The sequence below is a fragment of the Stenotrophomonas sp. FW305-3-2-15-E-LB1 genome (genome assembly GCF_058787375.1).
This window is the reverse complement of the sequence record NZ_JBYSZR010000024.1, coordinates 1-15814: the sequence shown is the minus strand read 5'-3', so window position 1 is coordinate 15814 and position 15814 is coordinate 1. Positions and strand designations below refer to the sequence as shown.

The following is a 15814-nucleotide window of genomic DNA, read 5'->3' as shown; positions in this document are numbered from 1 at the left end:
ACCCAGCCTGCGTCATAAGCAGGCCGACGCCTGCCCGCCGCCATGGCCCGCAGCCGCCCGGGATGCCGACGGCCCCCGCCACGCCTGGCGCGCGCGGGGCTTTGCCCGCCTCCGTGCGGGTTCTTCGCAATGAGGTTCATGCAACGTGGACGAGACGACGAAAGTTCCGGCCCTGTGCCGTGTGCTGGTGGTCCTGCTCGGCATCCTGGTGACCCTGTTCGGCCTGGCTCTGCTGGTCGGCGGTGTTCGCCTGGTACAGCTGGGGGGCAGTTGGTATTTCCTGCTGATGGGTGCGGTGTCGGCCGTGGCTGGCGTGCTGCTGGCGATGCGCAGGCCGAACGGTGCGCTGCTGTACGGCCTGGCCTTCGTGGCCACGCTGGCCTGGGCGCTGGTGGATGCGGGCTGGGAGTTCTGGCCGCTGGTCTCGCGCCTGGTGATGCCGGCCGTGCTGGCCCTGCTGGTTGCCCTGGCCTGGCCGGTGCTGCGCCGCAGCCGCGGCCAGGCTGCCGGTCGCGGCGCCTATGGCGTGGCTGCAGTGCTGCTGGTCGGCCTGCTGGGCACGGCGGTGTCGGCGTTCCAGCCGCGCCCGGTACAGACCGCGCAGGGCACCACGCCGCCGGTGGTGCCGGTGGCCAAGGGCGCTGAACAGCGCGACTGGATGCACTGGGGCAACACCACCGCCGGCACCCGCTTCGCCGCGCTGGACCAGATCACCCCGGCCAACGTGAAGGAACTGCAGGTTGCCTGGACCGCGCACACCGGCGACGTGCCGGAAAGCAACGGCTTCGGTGCCGAGGACCAGAACACCCCGCTGCAGATCGGCGACACCCTGTACCTGTGCACGCCGCACAACCAGGTGATCGCCATCGATGCCGACTCCGGCAAGCAGCGCTGGGCCTTCGATCCCAAGGCGACCGCACCGAACTGGCAGCGTTGCCGTGGCCTCGGCTACTTCGATGCGACCACCGCACCGGCAGCGGCAACGACGGTTGCGCCGACGCCTGCGCCGATGCCGGCCACCGAAACCGCCAGCGCCGGCCCGGCCCTGTGCGAAAAGCGCATCCTGATGACCTCGATCGATGCCCGCCTGTTCGCGCTGGATGCGAAGACCGGCGCCCTCTGCCCGGACTTCGGCAGCAACGGCGTGGTCGACCTGAAGACCGGCATGGGCGAGATCAAGCCCGGCTTCTATACGCTCACCGCCGCGCCGCTGGTGGCGGGCGAGCTGATCGTGGTTGGCGGCCGCGTGGCCGACAACATCGAAGTGGGTGAACCGTCCGGCGTGGTGCGCGCCTACAACGTGCGTACCGGTGCGCTGGCCTGGGTCTGGGATCTGTCCAAGGAAACCCCGGACGTGCCGCTGGATCCCTCGATCCATTACACCCGTGCCACCCCGAACGTGTGGACCTCGATGGCCTACGACCCGCAGCTGGGCCTGGTCTACCTGCCCACCGGCAACACCACGCCGGACCAGTGGGCCGGCGAGCGGACCCCGCAGGATGACAAGTACAGCTCGGCCGTAGTCGCGCTGGATGTTGCCACCGGCAAGGAACGCTGGGTCTACCAGACCGTGCACCACGATCTGTGGGACTACGACCTGCCCGCGCAGCCGACCCTGACCGACGTGCCCGACGGCAAGGGCGGCACGCTGCCGGCCCTGCTGCAGATCACCAAGGCCGGGCAGATCTTCATGCTCAACCGCCAGACCGGCGTGCCGATCAGCGAGGTGCGCAACATCCCCGCGCCGCAGGGCAATGCTGAAGGCGAGCGCTATGCCGCGACCCAGCCGCTGTCGGTGGGCCTGCCGCAGATCGGTGCGCAGACGCTGACCGAATCGGACATGTGGGGCGCCACCCCGATCGACCAGATGCTGTGCCGCATCCAGTTCAAGCAGTTCCGCTACGACGGCATGTACACGCCGCCGGGCGAAGACCTCGCGCTGCAGTGGCCGGGTTCGCTGGGCGGCATGAACTGGGGCAGCGCCTCGATCGACCCGACCACCGGCTACCTGTTCGTCAATGACATGCGCCTGGGCCTGTGGACCAAGCTCATCCCGCGCACGCAGATGACCAGCGGCGACGGTGGCGTGGAAATGGGTGCGGCTTCCCAGACCGGCACGCCGTACGGCTCGCTGCGCGACCGCTTCCTGTCCAAGCTGGGCATCCCCTGCCAGAAGCCCCCGTTCGGCACGATGTCGGCGATCAACCTGGCCACCCGCCAGCTGGTCTGGCAGGTGCCGGTGGGCACGGTGAAGGACACCGGGCCGATGGGCATCAAGATGGGCCTGCCGATTCCGATCGGCATGCCGACGCTGGGTGGTTCGCTGGCTACGCAGTCAGGCCTGCTGTTCTTCGCCGGTACGCAGGATTACTACCTGCGCGCCTATGACAGCCGCACCGGCGAGGAAGTCTGGAAGGCACGCATGCCGGTCGGCAGCCAGGGCACGCCGATGACCTACGTTTCGCCGAAAACCGGCCGCCAGTACGTGGTGATCTCCGCCGGTGGCGCACGCCAGTCGCCGGACCGTGGCGACTACGTGATCGCCTACGCGCTGCCCGAGCGCAAGTGAGCCGTGCCACGCGGTGCAGCCTGGCAGGCTGCGCCGCGTGGGTACCGGTTACCGGTTCCAGCGCTTAACATGCAAGGTCGAACCTGATGAAAGCTGCTGCCATGCCTGCCGTTCCTCCCAGCCGTCGCCCCAAGCGCCCGCCTGCGCCACCGCAGGACCGCGGACTGGCCCATGAGCTGATGCAGCAGATCCAGGACAACCAGGGCGATCCGGATTTCATGACCTCGCTCGGCCGCGGCCTGGCCGTGCTGAGCGTGTTCTCGCAGCACCCGCGCGAAGTGACGATGTCGCAGATCAGCACCGATACCGGCATCTCGCGCGCAGCCGTGCGGCGCGTGCTGTACACGCTGGAAAAGCTGGGCTACGTGGGCGAGCAGGGCCGCGGTTTCGTGCTGCTGCCGCGCGTGCTGGGCATGGGCGGCGCCTACGTCGCCTCGTCGTCGATGACCGCGGCCGCACAGCCCGTGCTGGATGCCCTGCGCGATGACGTGCACGAATCCTGCTCGCTGGGCGTGCTTGATGGCGATGACATCCTTTACGTGGCACGCGCGGAAACCGTTCGCATCATGTCGATCGGCCTGCGTGCGGGCAGCCGCCTGCCGGCCTACTGCACGTCGATGGGCCGCGTGCTGCTGGCCGCCCTGCCGCGCGACACGCTGGAAGGCTACCTGGAACGCAACCCGCTGAGGCCGCGCACCGACCGCACCGTCACCCGCATGGATGACTTCCTCGACCTGCTGGAAAAAGTGCGTCGTGAAGGCGTCTCGCTGGTCGACCAGGAGCTGGAGATCGGCCTGCGCTCGATCGCCGTGCCGGTGCGTTCGCGCAGCGGCGATGTGGTGGCCGCGCTGAACATCGGCACCCAGGCGGGCCGCATCGGCCTGGGCGTGATGCAGACCCAGCTGCTGCCGCGCCTGCGCGAAGCAGCGCAACGGCTGGGCACGTTGTTGAATTGAGGCGCAGCCGCCGGGCATGGCCCGGCGCTAACGGGGCCGCGGCGTGGTAGCGCCGGGCCATGCCCGGCGGATGTTCGGCGTCAGCCCTCTGACGCCTGCTCTTCCAGGATCGGCTTGGCCAGCGCGAACGCGTGGTTGGCCGCCGGCACGCCACAATAGATCGCGGCCTGCAGCAGCACCTCCTTGATCTCCTCCGGCGTTACGCCGTTGTTGCGGGCGGCGCGGATGTGCAGCTTGAACTCTTCATCGTGGCCCAGTGCCACCATCATCACGATGGTCAGCAGCGAGCGCGTATGCCGCGGCAGTCCCTCGCGCGTCCACACCGTGCCCCACGCCGTGCGGGTGATGAAATCCTGGAATTCAGTCGTGAACTCGGTGCGCGCCTGCAGCGAGCGGTCAACGTGCGCCTCGCCCAGCACCTGGCGGCGCACCGCAAGGCCGGCTTCGTAGCGTTCCTGTTCGTCCATCGTCGTAACCCTGTTGAGTGATTCAGTGCTGCGCGGAAAGATGCGCGGCCAGTGCGGCAGTGAACGCCTGCGGCGATTCCAGATTGCAGATGTGGCGGCCTGCTACAGCGGCATAACGCCCCTGCGCCACGCCCTCGGCGATGGCCTGCAGCTCGGCCGGCACGCAGACCGGATCGTCGTCACCGGCAATGGCCAGCAGCGGCACGCCGATGCGACCCAGCACATCACGGAAATCGGCCATGCCCACGGCGTTGCAGCAGCCTGCATAGCCGGCCACGCTGGTGGCGAGGAAGCGCTGCAGGATGTCCTCCACCTGGCTGGCATGGGTCTGTGCGAAGGCGGCGGTGAACCAGCGCTCGCGGGTGCCGTCCACCAGTGGCAGCAGGCCATCGTGCTGGACCTGGGCGATGCGCGCCTGCCAGCCGTCCAGCGTGCCGATCTTTGCTGCAGTGGCAGCCACGGTGAGCGTGCGCAGGCGGTTGCCTGCATGCACGCCCAGCCACTGCCCGGTCAGGCCACCGATCGACAGCCCGCAGAAATGGCTGCGCTCGATGCCAAGGTGATCCCACAACGCCAGCACGTCGGCGCCCAGCTCGGCCACGGTGTACAGCCCCGGCGGCGCAGTGGACTGGCCATGGCCGCGACGGTCATAGCGCAGGATGCGGTACTGCGAGGCCAGTACATCCACCTGCGGCTGCCACATGCCCAGGTCGGTACCCAGCGAATTGCAGAAAGTCAGCCACGGCCCGTCGGCGCGGCCCTCGGTCTGGTAATGCAGGCGATGCTGCGGAAGGTCGAGGAAGGGCATGCGTGCTCCAGCGAATGTGGGGATCAGCCGCGCGCGAGCACGCGGTCGATCCAGGTATCGGCCATGCCGCGCCAGCTGTCGGCGGCGAACAGGGCATCGAGTTGTACGGGCGACAGCTGCGCGGTAACCTCCGGCGTCTGCGCCAGCACCTCGCGCAGATGCAGCGACTGCGCCAGCGCCTGCTTGGCGGCGTGTTCCACCAGGGCGTGCGCGGCCGGCTTGCCGATGCGCTCGCCCAGGGTGACTGCGACGGCTTCGGCATAGAGAAGGCCACCATGGCTGTCCAGGTGCTGGCGCATGCGCCCGCGGTCCAGCTGCAGGCCCTGCACCACCACGCTCACCTGGGCCAGGCTGCCGGCGCACAGGCGCACGATCTCCGGCACGGTGTCCCACTCGGCGTGCCATTGCCCGGCCGCGCGCTCGTGCGGCTGCGGCAGGGCGCTGAACAACGTGGACAGCAGGCCCGGCACGCGCGTTGCGGCGGCAATGGCCGCCACGCAGCCAACCGGGTTGCGCTTGTGCGGCATCGCCGAGGAACCACCCTTGCCCTCGCCCGCCGGCTCGAAGGCTTCAGCAACTTCCGACTGCATCAGCAGCACGATGTCGGTGGCGATCTTGCCGAGGCTGCCGGTCAGCAGCGCGAACACGCTGCCGAACTCGGCGATGCGATCACGCGCGGTGTGCCAGGGCAGCGCCGGCAGCGGCAACTGCAGCTCGGCGGCCAAGGCTTCGGCCACGTCCAGCCCGCGCGTCTGCAGCGAGGCCAGCGTACCGGCGGCACCGCCGAACTGCAGAACCAAGGTGTCGTCGGCCAGCGCATCAAGGCGCCGCTGGCTGCGCTGCAGGGCATCCAGCCAACCGGCCGCCTTCAACCCGAACGTCACCGGCACCGCCTGCTGCAGCAGCGTGCGCCCCGGCAGGCCGGTGCCGCGCTCGGCCTCGGCCAGCCGCGCCAGCGCCGTGCACAGCACCTGCAGGCGCGCCCGCACGTGGCTGACCGCCGCGCGCAGCTGCAGCACTGCGCCGGTATCGATGATGTCCTGGCTGGTGGCGCCCCAGTGCACCCAGCGCGCGGCGTCGGCATCGTTCGCCTTGACCTGCGCGGTAAGCGCCTTGACCAGCGGAATGGCCGGGTTGCCGGCAAGTGCCGTAGCGGCCGACAGCGCGGGTACGGCGTACAGGTCGGCGCTGCAGGCCGCTTCAATCGGCGCCAGCACAGCGGTGGGGATCACCCCGCACTGCACCTGCGCGCGCGCCAGGGCGCGTTCGACATCCAGCATCGCCTGCAGGCGTGCTTCATCACTGAACACGGCGTCGACGGCGGGGTCGCCGAACAGACCGCCCAGCAGCGTTGGGGAGTGGCTCATCGGTGCAGTCCATCCTGGGTGGCCACAGCTTACCCGCGCCCGCTGCATGCGGGCGTGGAGTGGCCGGAAGGCGCGTCGGGCGCGCCGCGATCAGTAGGCGAAGAACACCGTTTCATCCGGGCCCTGCATGCGCACGTCCCAGTGGTACAGGCCCTTGCCCTGCGCCTGCGCGACCAGGGTGTGGCGGCGTTCGGCCGGCACCAGCGCGAGGATGCCGTCCTCGCCATTGCTGGCCTCGTCACTGAAATAGATGCGGCCACGGGTGGCCTGCAGCAGGCCGCGCATGAACACCAGCACCACCAGGTGCGGTGCCTGCGGCTCGCCACGCAGGCCCGGCACGCGACCCGGCTTGACGGTGGTGAAGGCGAAACGGCCCTGGTCATCGGTGGGCACGCGGCCCCAGCCGTCGAAGGCCGGGTCGTGGTTGCCGCGACGCGGGTCTTCGCCATGGGCGTAGATGCCCTGCGCGTCGGCCTGCCAGATTTCCAGCACGGCATCGGACACCGGTACGCCGTTGCCATCGAACACCTGGCCCTGCACCTCCACGCGTTCACCCTGCGCGGTGGCCGGGGCGATTTCGGTGCGGTACAGCGGTTCCAGGCCCAGGCGGTAGTACGGGCCTACGGTCTGCCACGGAGTGGATTGGAAACTCATGGTCTTACTCCCAGACGGTCATCTTGCGACCGCGCAGCACGATGTCGAAGCGGTAGCCGAGCGCGAATTCGTTGGCGGTGTTTTCCCAGTCGAACGAGGACACCATGCGCTCGCGCGCCTTGGCGTCATCCACGCAGTTGTAGATGGGATCGAACGCCAGCAGCGGGTCGTTGGGGAAATACATCTGAGTGACCAGGCGCTGGCCGATGCCATCACCATGCAGCGAGAAATGGATGTGTGCCGGGCGCCAGGCGTTGTAGTGGTTGCGCCACGGGTATGCGCCGGGCTTGATGGTGGTGAACCGGTAGCGGCCTTCGCTGTCGGTCAGCACCTGGCCGGTGCCCTTGAAGTTGGGGTCCAGCGGTGCGTCGTGCTGGTCGCCCTTGTGCAGGTAGCGGCCGGCGGCGTTGCACTGCCAGACCTCGACCACGGTGTTGCGCACCGGGCGGCCGTTCTCGTCCAGCACGCGGCCGCTGACGATGATGCGCTCGCCCTGCGGCTGGCCGGGGAAACCGGCGGTCAGGTCGGCGGCATGCTCGCCCAGGGTGATGCGGTTGATGCTCGGGCCGGTCACTTCCGAGAGCGTCACCGGGATGGCGATCGGGTCGGTACCCGGGCCACGCAGCGCGGTGGAGGCATACGGCAGATGGATGCGCGGCGGCTGGCTGCCGGGGTACGGCTTGCGGTAGCCGCGCAGTTCGGTGGGATCGCTCATGGCGTACTCCTGTTGGCGAGCGGCCCGAAGGCCGCGGCTGTCTTGCAGATCATGGATACGGGGGAAGGCTTACACGCGCTCGATGGCCAGCGCCACGCCCTGCCCCACGCCGATGCACATCGTGGCCAGGCCACGGCGGCCACCGTTGGCTTCCAGCTGGCGCAGCAGGGTCAGCGCCAGCCGCGCACCGCTCATGCCCAGGGGATGGCCCAGGGCGATGGCACCGCCGTTGGGGTTCACGTGCGCGGCATCGTCGGCCAGGCCGAGCTGGCGCATGCAGGCCAGGCCCTGCGAGGCGAAGGCTTCGTTCAGTTCGATGGCATCGAAATCGGTGATCGACAGGCCCAGCCGTGCCATCAGCTTCTGGCTCGCCGGCACCGGGCCCATGCCCATGATGGCCGGCTCAACGCCGGCGCTGGCGAAGCCAAGAATGCGCGCGCGCGGGGTCAGGCCCAGCGCCTTCACCTGCGCGCCCGACGCGAGCAGCAGCGCGGCGGCGCCATCGTTGATGCCCGAGGCATTGCCGGCGGTGACCGTGCCCGGCTGGCGGAACAGCGGCTTCAGCCTGGCCAGCGCCTCGGCGGTGGTATCGCCGCGCGGGTGTTCATCGCGGTCGACGGTCAAGGTTTCGCCGCGCTTGCGGCCCGGCACGTCCACCGCCACGATCTCGCCGTCGAAGAAGCCACGCGCCTGCGCAGCAGCCGTGCGCTGCTGGCTGCGCAGGGCGAACGCATCCTGGTCCTCGCGGCTGATGCCGTAGCGCTCGGCCACGTTTTCGGCGGTCTGCCCCATCGTCTCCACGCCGTGCAGTTCACGCAGGCGCGGGTTGATGAAGCGCCAGCCCATGGTGGTGTCTTCGATCTGCTGGTCGCGGGCGAACGGCGCGGTCGCCTTGCCCATCACGAACGGCGCGCGCGACATCGATTCGACGCCGCCGGCGATGGCCAGGCCCAGCTCGCCCGCTGCAATGCCGCGGGCCACGGTGCCGATTGCATCCAGGCCCGAACCACACAGGCGGTTGATCGTGCTGCCCGGCACCGTCACCGGCAGGCCGGCCAGCAGCAGGCTCATGCGGGCGACGTTGCGGTTGTCCTCACCGGCCTGGTTGGCGCAGCCCAGGTAGACATCCTCGACCCGCGCCGGGTCCAGCTGCGGGTGGCGCGCCAGCAGTGCCTTCAGCGGGATCGCGCCGAGATCATCGGCGCGCACGCCGGACAGCGCGCCGCCGTAGCGGCCGATCGGGGTGCGGATGCCATCGACGATGTAGGTCTCGTGCAGGCTCATCTCAGGCTCCCTCAGCCAGTGCCAGCGGCAGGCCGGTCAATTCACGCAGTTGTTCGATGTCCATGCCCTCGACCATTTCCAGCACGGTCGCACCGTCGGCGCCGAGGTCGAACACCGCCACATCGGTATACACGCGCGACACGCAGCGCAGGCCGGTGAGCGGGTAGCTGCACTCGGCCACCAGCTTGCTTTCGCCCTTCTTGGTGAACAGGTCCATCATCACGAAGACCTGCTTGGCACCGATGGCCAGATCCATCGCACCGCCCACGGCGGGGATCGCGTCGGCAGCGCCCGTGCTCCAGTTGGCCAGGTCGCCGTGTGCCGACACCTGGAACGCACCGAGCACGCAGATGTCGAGGTGGCCGCCACGCATCATCGCGAACGAATCGGCATGGTGGAAATAGCAGCCGCCGGTCAGCAGCGTGACCGGCTGCTTGCCGGCGTTGATCAGGTCCGGATCTTCCTGGCCTGGGGCCGGCGCCGGGCCCATGCCCAGCAGGCCGTTTTCCGACTGCAGGAAGATCTCCTTGTCGGCCGGCAGGAAGTTGGCCACCGTGGTCGGCAGGCCGATGCCCAGGTTGACGTAGGCCCCTTCGGGAATGTCGCGCGCCACGCGCGCGGCCATCTGTTCGCGGCTGAGCTTGTTCATGCCTGCACTCCTTCAGCGGCCACCGGCACCACGCGCTGCACGAAGATGCCCGGGGTCACCACGGCCTCCGGGTCCAGTTCGCCCAGCGCCACCACCTCACGCACCTGCACGATGGCGCAGCGCGCGGCCATCGCCATCAGCGGGCCGAAGTTGCGCGCGGTCTTGCGATACACCAGGTTGCCCCAGCGGTCGCCGCAGTCGGCCTTGATCAGCGCGAAATCGGCATGCAGCGGGTACTCGAGCACGTAGTGGCGGCCGTCGATCTCGCGCGTTTCCTTGCCCTGGGCCAGCTCGGTGCCGTAGCCGGTCGGGGTGAAGATCGCGCCCAGGCCGGAGCCGGCCGCGTGGATGCGCGCGGCCAGGTTGCCCTGCGGCACCAGCTCCAGTTCGATCTCGCCAGCGCGGTAGGCAGCATCGAAGTGCTGCGAATCGGCCTGGCGCGGGAACGAGCAGACGATGCGGCGCACGCGCTTGTGCTTGATCAGCGCAGCCAGGCCGGTATCGCCGTTGCCGGCGTTGTTGTTGATGATGGTCAGTTCGCGCGCGCCCTGTGCGATGAGCGCGTCGATCAGCTCGTCAGGCATGCCGGCGGTACCAAAGCCGCCGATCATCACGGTGGCGCCATCATGGATATCGGCCACCGCTGCTTCCACGCTGGCCACGGTCTTGTCGATCACTGCATTGCTCCTTGCCCTGCCTGCCGGCGGTCACCGCCGCCACGCTGCAGGGCCACTGCGAAGGGAAAACGCGACCCGGACATGGTCGCCACGGCGCCCCGTCCGGTCAATGCGATATTCGGCCAGTTGATTCGATAATCGCACATTGAGTAATAGGCTCTGGACATCGGTTCAACGCCGGTTCTGGCCCACGCCGACGCGCAGGCCCAGGCATGCCCAGGCCGCCAGCAGCAGCGGCAGTGCGCACAGCACGTACAGCGCCGAGGGCTGCCAGTGGCCGTCCACCAGCACACCCACGGTGAGCGGCGAGAGGATCGCGCCGACGCGGCCAATGCCGATGGCCCAGCCCAGGCCGGTCGTACGCACTTCGGCGGCAAACACCACCGGCGCTGCCGCATACAGGCCAGCCATCGCCGCGAACAACGCCGCGCCGATCACGAAGGCCAACGGGAACGCCACGCCCAGCTGCGTATTGAAGGCGGCAAAGCCCAGCATCGAGGCCATCGCCAGCAGCAACGCACCGGCAGTCAGCTTCGACAGCGACCAGCGCGAGGCCAGCCAGCCGAACAGGCTGCCGCCGACGATGCCGCCCAGGTTCAGCAGCACGCCACCAGTGATGCCCTGCTGCGCCGAGACCCCGGCCGAGACCAGCAGTTTCGGCGTCCAGCTCAGCACGAAGTAGAAGGCGAACATGTGCAGGAAGAAGGCCAGCGCGATCAGCAGCGCGACGCGGCGCAGGTCGCCCACGAACAGCGCCGCATAGCCCTGGCGCTGGCCATCACGCACCGGTGCCGGCGGCAGTGCCTGCAGTTCCGGCATGCGCATGCGCGACAGCAGTGCGTTCAGCCGCGGCAGCGCGTTGGCCGGGCGACGTGCGACCAGGAAATCCAGCGATTCCGGCAGGCACTTCAGCACCAGCGGAATGCACAGCAGCGAGGCACCCGCGCCGATCAGGAACACGCTGTGCCAGGACCAGTGCTCCAGCATCCACGCCGCCAGCAGGCCGCCGGCAGTGGCGCCGATGGGATAGCCGGTGGCCTGCAGCGCGACCGCCGTGCTGCGCCACTTGGCGTTGGCGTACTCGGCGGTGATCACGCCGACACCGGCCAGCATGCCGCCGATGCCGATGCCCGTATACACGCGCAGCGCGCCCAGCTGCCAGGCGTTGGCCGCCAGCGCCGACAGCGCCATGCCGCTGGTCAGGATCAGCAGGCAGCAGACGATCATCGGCCGCCGGCCCCAGCGATCCGCCAGCGGCGCCAGCAGGAACGAACCCAGCGCCATGCCGACCAGGCCAGCACTGAGCATCAGCCCCAGCACCTTGCCCGACAGTTCCCAGTCCGCCGATACGTGCGGTGCGGTGAAGGCCATGACCATCACATCGAAGCCATCGAGCATGTTCAACAGCACGCAGATGGCGATGGCGGTCCACTGGAAGGGACTCATCCGTTCCAGGACAAGCGAGGGTGCGGCGGCGGAGGCGTGGCTCATGGTGCGGTTTCCTGCAACAGAGTGATGCGATGGAACGTCCGGCGGGGAAGGTCTCAACGACCGGCCTGGCTGGATGCATGGATGACCTGCAGGACGTCCTGCAGGCGATCGACCTCGACCTGTCCTGGCGCCGACGGGGTGCCGATCATGCCGAAGGTCAGGGCCTGGCCGAAGGTTTCGCCCGCGAGCCGGGACACCACGCCGGTGCCGCCCATCGACATCGTCAGCAGCGGCTTGTCGCTCTGCTGGCGCACCTGCCAGGTGGCATCGAGCAGGGCCAGCACATCACCGGCATCGCGGGGCATCACGGCGATCTTCAGCACGTCCGCGCCCAGTTCCTGCTGCTTCAGCAGGCGCGCGACGATCTCTTCGCGCGGCGGCGTGGCGTGGAAGTCATGGTTGGACATCACCACCTTCACCCCGGCCTTGTGCGCCTGCGCTACCAGCGCCTGCACCACCTTCGGGTCGCGGAACATCTCCACGTCGATCAGCTGGGCGACGCCCCCGCGCAGCAGCGTGGCGTAGAGCGCGCCGTAGTCGGCATCGCTGATCGGCTTGGCGCCGCCTTCGGCCTTGGTACGGAACGTGACGATGACCGGCTTGCCGCCCAGCGTCGCCTGGATGCGCTTGCCCAGCGCGACCAGCGCCTTGCCGTCGGTGGCGATGTCCAGGTAATCGATGCGCCATTCGGCGATGTCGGTGGATTTGCTGGCGGCAATCGCAGCGGCCTGCTGCAGGGCAACGTCAGCCGTGGCACCGGTGATCGGCACGATGGTGCGGGGGCTGCCCTCGCCGATGCGCAGCTGGCCGACCTGCAGCACCGCCGGCGGCGGTGCGGCCAGGGCCAGCAGGGGGGAGGCGCTGAGCGCACCGGCGAGGACAACGGACGCGAACGGGAATTTCATGGCAGTCACCAGAGCGTGGAGGGAGCGCGCGGCCATCAGAAGGTCACCTTGGCCTGGACACCGACGGCCCAGGCGTTGTCGGTACCGCTGTAATTGAAGGTGCCCGGGTTGACGATGTACTGCACGTCCGGGCGGATCATCAGCCACGGGTTCACCTGGAAGCTGTAGGACAGTTCGAACAGCTCCTCGGCCTGGCTGAGGTTGTACAGCGGCGAATCGGTGGGCACGCCCCCGGCCATCAGCGTGGCCCGGCGCGCATCGACCAGGCGGTCGTTGATGTCGGCGCCCACGTAGCCCAGCGCGATGCTGTCCTGCGCGCGCGAGCCGATGCCCTGGTAGACGCCGCCCAGCGCATACCAGCGCTTGATCTGCGCGGTATCGGTGTCGGACACCATGTACTGGGCGAACGCGGTCAGGCCGCGGCTCGGGTCGGCCGACTCCTGGGTCAGGCGCTGCTCGGCCAGGACGTAGGCGCCGTGGCGGCCGGTGGTCGGCGAGGTATCCAGGCCTCGCTTGTCCACGCGCGAGGTGTCGTAGTAACCGCCGAACTTGTAGACGCCGGCGTAGCGGCTGCCCTTGGCCGGGGTCCAGGTCACTTCCACCGGGAACAGCGAACCGGTCGTGCCCGAGACGAACGGGCGGAACGCATTGCGCTCGATGTTGCCGCCGAGGTTCGGATTGACCTGGAACCAGCCGGTGCGCACGTTCACCGCCGGGCTGATCTGCTGCGCGAACTCGCCGCCCCAGCGCGCCATCGGGTAGTTGTACCAGCCGCTGTTGCCGGACATCGCCAGCGGGTGCGCGCAGAAGGCCGCATTGACGAAGTGGGTCAGCAGGCTGTGCAGGCCGAACTGGTTGCCCATTGCGTAGTAGCCCAGCTTGTAATACGACTGGCCTGCGTTGAAGGTCTGGTCGTAGCTCAGTTCGGTCAGCCGCGTGTACTGCCCGCCGTACGCTTCCTGGATCGGGAAGCGGTTGCCGACGAAATCCACCGAGGTGCTGCGGCCGCGACGGTCGTTGAGGGTGAAGTGGAACGCACCGCCGTCCCAGCCGGCCAGCTTGCCCATGTCCAGATCCATGCCCACGCGCACCTGCTGCGCGTAGCGCGCACCGGTTTCGCCGTAGCCACCGTCCACCACGCCCATCGCTTCGCCCACGTAGTCACCGCGGAACGCGATGCCGCGCTCGTACAGGTCGGTGCGGGTACCGCCCCAGTCGCCGGTGAGGGTCTTGCCGTCGTAGCGGTTGCTGGACTGCGCGCTGGCCAGGGCCGGCAGCAGCGCAGTGGCGAGGATGCCCAGGGACAGGCCCAATGAAGGGGATTTCGCAGGATTCATGGTCGCGGTCTCGTGGAGGTGATCAGCGCAGCGACAGCGGCGCGCTCAGGGGGGAGGTGGCGCCCTGCGCCGAGGTGACAGTGGCGGTCAGGCTGCCGGCAGCGGCAGCATCTGCCCCGGCACCTAGCGCGAAGGTGAAGCTGCCCTGCCCCTGCGCATCGGTGCGGGCCTCGACGCTGCCCAGCACCAGCTCGGCCTCGCTGCCGCTGGCTGCACGGTTGCCGAACACTTCCACCTGGTAGCGGCTGTCGGGCACGCCCTGGAAACGGCCGGTCAGCTGGCGCTGCGCGCCCTTGCCCTGCACGGCGGTCAGCTGCGGCGCTGCCTGGCCCAGGTTCGGCAGCGGCTGGCAATCGGCTTGGCCGGCAGCGGTGCAGATGCGTGCACGCTTGGACGGATCGTTGTCGACGCCACGGCCCCGCGAGCCGACGAAGCTGGCGTGTTCCAGGCCCGGTACGCCGAACACGATGGCGCCGCGCGGCTGGCCCTTCACGCAGGCGCCACCGGCTTCGCAGCGCTCGATCGGCAGGCCGTTGCCGAAGATGCGGTTGGCGGTGAAGCGGTTCGGCGCACTGACCGGCTGCGGGCGCACGCCGATGCCGATGCCATTGCCGGTGATGGTGTTGCCATCGACCACGTTGCCGCTGCCGGTGATGCTCAGGCCCAGCGAATTGCCGGTGAAGGTGTTGGCGGCGATGTAGTTGCGGTTGCCCCAGTTGATCTGCAGGCCATCGGAGTAATCGACGAAGCGGTTGTGGACCACGCTGTTGTCGTTGCCCCACAGGATTTCGATGCCCTGCGAAGGTTCCGGGTTGGCCCGGGTGGACTGGAACAGGTTGTCGGCCACCAGGTTCCAGGCCGCGCCGCGGGTCAGCTCCAGGCCGTCGCCGTTGTCGAGGAACGCATTGCGCACGATGCGGTTGTGCACGGTGGTGGTGGCGGTGGACTGGCCCTTCCCGTCGTCGCCGGTGAGCATGATGCCGGCGCCGCCCTTGTTGGCGACGATGCGGTTGTCATGGATCTCGTTGTGGCTGGCGCGGTTGACCAGCACGCCGATGCAGAAGTTGCGGATCTCCAGGCCGGCCAGTTCCACGCCCTGGGTATCGCGCAGGACCAGGCCCGGCAGCGTGGTGGTGCGCACGTTGGTGCCGGACTGGCCCGGCTCGGCGCCCGGGCAGGCATCGGTACCGGTGCCGGTGACGTAGGCTGAACCATCGATGGCGACGTACTGGCCATCGCGCGCCCACGGCGTGCCGATGATCTGCACCGGACCCTTGATTTCCGGCAGCGGCGCGGCCGGCTTGATCACGTAGGGTGCGGTGCCGACGGCGTCGATCTCGATGCGATAGCGGCCCGGCGCAGCGTTGGCGGTGGTGATGGCCCAGCGCAGCGAGCCGGCATTGGCGTCGTCGGCATAGCGGTCCACGCGCAGGACCTGCAGGTCTTCGCGCGGCGGTTCGGCCTGGTAAGCCAGCGCCAGCGACGGCAGCACGGCAAGCAGGGACAGGGAAACAACGGACAGACGACGGCGCATGCGATCACTCCGCACAGATGAAGGGAAATCCGGCGGTCATCCCCTGCACCTGGCTTCAGCACCGGACCGGCTGCTGCCCTCGCCCCGCCAGGGGTGGATCGCTTGGACTGCTGTGAAACTGTGGGAGTGAAATTAGGTTTATCGCACTGCACCATTCAAGTGCGGTAATCGACTACGCGTGCGAATATCGCACTGAATGGGTAATACCATCGTTGTAGGTGGGGGTGTTGGCAGGGCTGCCGCCCTGCACCTGCTTCGAGCCAGGGCAACGTCAACGTCAACGTCAAAGGCCACATTCCGTGGGATGGCGGGTTCCGTGTGCTGTTGGTGGGTGCCGACCGTTGGTCGGCACATCTGTCAGATATCGAATGAATTCATCCACGCATGGCGTGGATCTACTG

14 protein-coding genes are annotated in these 15814 nt (G+C 68.7%); 2 read left to right on the top strand and 12 right to left on the bottom strand.

Annotation, left to right across the window (positions count from 1 at the left end):
• The first annotated feature begins 145 nt into the window (after positions 1 to 145).
• Both AC3WL7_RS15775 and AC3WL7_RS15770 read left to right on the top strand, forming a co-directional pair.
• On the top strand, positions 146 to 2569 hold the full coding sequence (locus AC3WL7_RS15775) for a membrane-bound PQQ-dependent dehydrogenase, glucose/quinate/shikimate family (RefSeq protein ID WP_492751485.1): 2424 nt from the start codon (positions 146 to 148) through the stop codon (positions 2567 to 2569).
• Between the two features lie 101 nt (positions 2570 to 2670).
• Positions 2671 to 3525: an IclR family transcriptional regulator domain-containing protein gene (locus tag AC3WL7_RS15770; RefSeq protein ID WP_079221595.1), complete on the top strand. Its 855-nt coding sequence runs from the start codon at positions 2671 to 2673 to the stop codon at positions 3523 to 3525.
• A gap of 80 nt (positions 3526 to 3605) precedes the next feature.
• Here AC3WL7_RS15770 and pcaC read toward each other — a convergent pair whose 3' ends face one another.
• The 12 genes from pcaC to AC3WL7_RS15710 all read right to left on the bottom strand — a co-directional run bounded on the left by pcaC (position 3606) and on the right by AC3WL7_RS15710 (position 15413).
• On the bottom strand, positions 3606 to 3992 hold the full coding sequence (gene pcaC / locus AC3WL7_RS15765) for a 4-carboxymuconolactone decarboxylase (protein ID WP_079221594.1): 387 nt from the start codon (positions 3990 to 3992) through the stop codon (positions 3606 to 3608).
• A 22-nt stretch (positions 3993 to 4014) separates the two neighbouring features.
• On the bottom strand, positions 4015 to 4800 hold the full coding sequence (gene pcaD, locus AC3WL7_RS15760; RefSeq protein ID WP_492751482.1) for a 3-oxoadipate enol-lactonase: 786 nt from the start codon (positions 4798 to 4800) through the stop codon (positions 4015 to 4017).
• Positions 4801 to 4823: 23 nt separating this feature from the next.
• Positions 4824 to 6167, bottom strand: a complete 1344-nt coding sequence (locus AC3WL7_RS15755; protein ID WP_492751480.1) for a 3-carboxy-cis,cis-muconate cycloisomerase — start codon at positions 6165 to 6167, stop codon at positions 4824 to 4826.
• Between the two features lie 90 nt (positions 6168 to 6257).
• The gene (pcaG, locus tag AC3WL7_RS15750) at positions 6258 to 6821 is read right to left on the bottom strand and encodes a protocatechuate 3,4-dioxygenase subunit alpha (RefSeq protein WP_283220605.1); all 564 of its coding nucleotides are present in this window, start codon (positions 6819 to 6821) and stop codon (positions 6258 to 6260) included.
• Positions 6822 to 6825: 4 nt separating this feature from the next.
• The gene (pcaH, locus tag AC3WL7_RS15745) at positions 6826 to 7536 is read right to left on the bottom strand and encodes a protocatechuate 3,4-dioxygenase subunit beta (RefSeq protein ID WP_079221590.1); all 711 of its coding nucleotides are present in this window, start codon (positions 7534 to 7536) and stop codon (positions 6826 to 6828) included.
• A gap of 69 nt (positions 7537 to 7605) precedes the next feature.
• On the bottom strand, positions 7606 to 8820 hold the full coding sequence (gene pcaF, locus AC3WL7_RS15740; RefSeq protein ID WP_492751477.1) for a 3-oxoadipyl-CoA thiolase: 1215 nt from the start codon (positions 8818 to 8820) through the stop codon (positions 7606 to 7608).
• Between the two features lies 1 nt (position 8821).
• Complete coding sequence (locus tag AC3WL7_RS15735; RefSeq protein ID WP_079221589.1) at positions 8822 to 9469, bottom strand: 3-oxoacid CoA-transferase subunit B; 648 nt, start codon at positions 9467 to 9469, stop codon at positions 8822 to 8824.
• On the bottom strand, positions 9466 to 10146 hold the full coding sequence (locus AC3WL7_RS15730) for a 3-oxoacid CoA-transferase subunit A (RefSeq protein WP_492751474.1): 681 nt from the start codon (positions 10144 to 10146) through the stop codon (positions 9466 to 9468). The genes AC3WL7_RS15735 and AC3WL7_RS15730 overlap by 4 nt, the downstream gene beginning before the upstream one ends.
• Before the next feature lie 171 nt (positions 10147 to 10317).
• The gene (locus tag AC3WL7_RS15725; RefSeq protein ID WP_492751472.1) at positions 10318 to 11637 is read right to left on the bottom strand and encodes an MFS transporter; all 1320 of its coding nucleotides are present in this window, start codon (positions 11635 to 11637) and stop codon (positions 10318 to 10320) included.
• 53 nt (positions 11638 to 11690) lie between these two features.
• Complete coding sequence (gene aroD / locus AC3WL7_RS15720) at positions 11691 to 12542, bottom strand: type I 3-dehydroquinate dehydratase (RefSeq protein ID WP_492751470.1); 852 nt, start codon at positions 12540 to 12542, stop codon at positions 11691 to 11693.
• Positions 12543 to 12577: 35 nt separating this feature from the next.
• Positions 12578 to 13879 (bottom strand): carbohydrate porin, encoded by a 1302-nt coding sequence (locus tag AC3WL7_RS15715; protein WP_492751468.1) that lies wholly within the window; start codon positions 13877 to 13879, stop codon positions 12578 to 12580.
• A 22-nt stretch (positions 13880 to 13901) separates the two neighbouring features.
• Positions 13902 to 15413, bottom strand: a complete 1512-nt coding sequence (locus tag AC3WL7_RS15710; protein WP_492751466.1) for a right-handed parallel beta-helix repeat-containing protein — start codon at positions 15411 to 15413, stop codon at positions 13902 to 13904.
• Between the last annotated feature and the right edge of the window lie 401 nt (positions 15414 to 15814).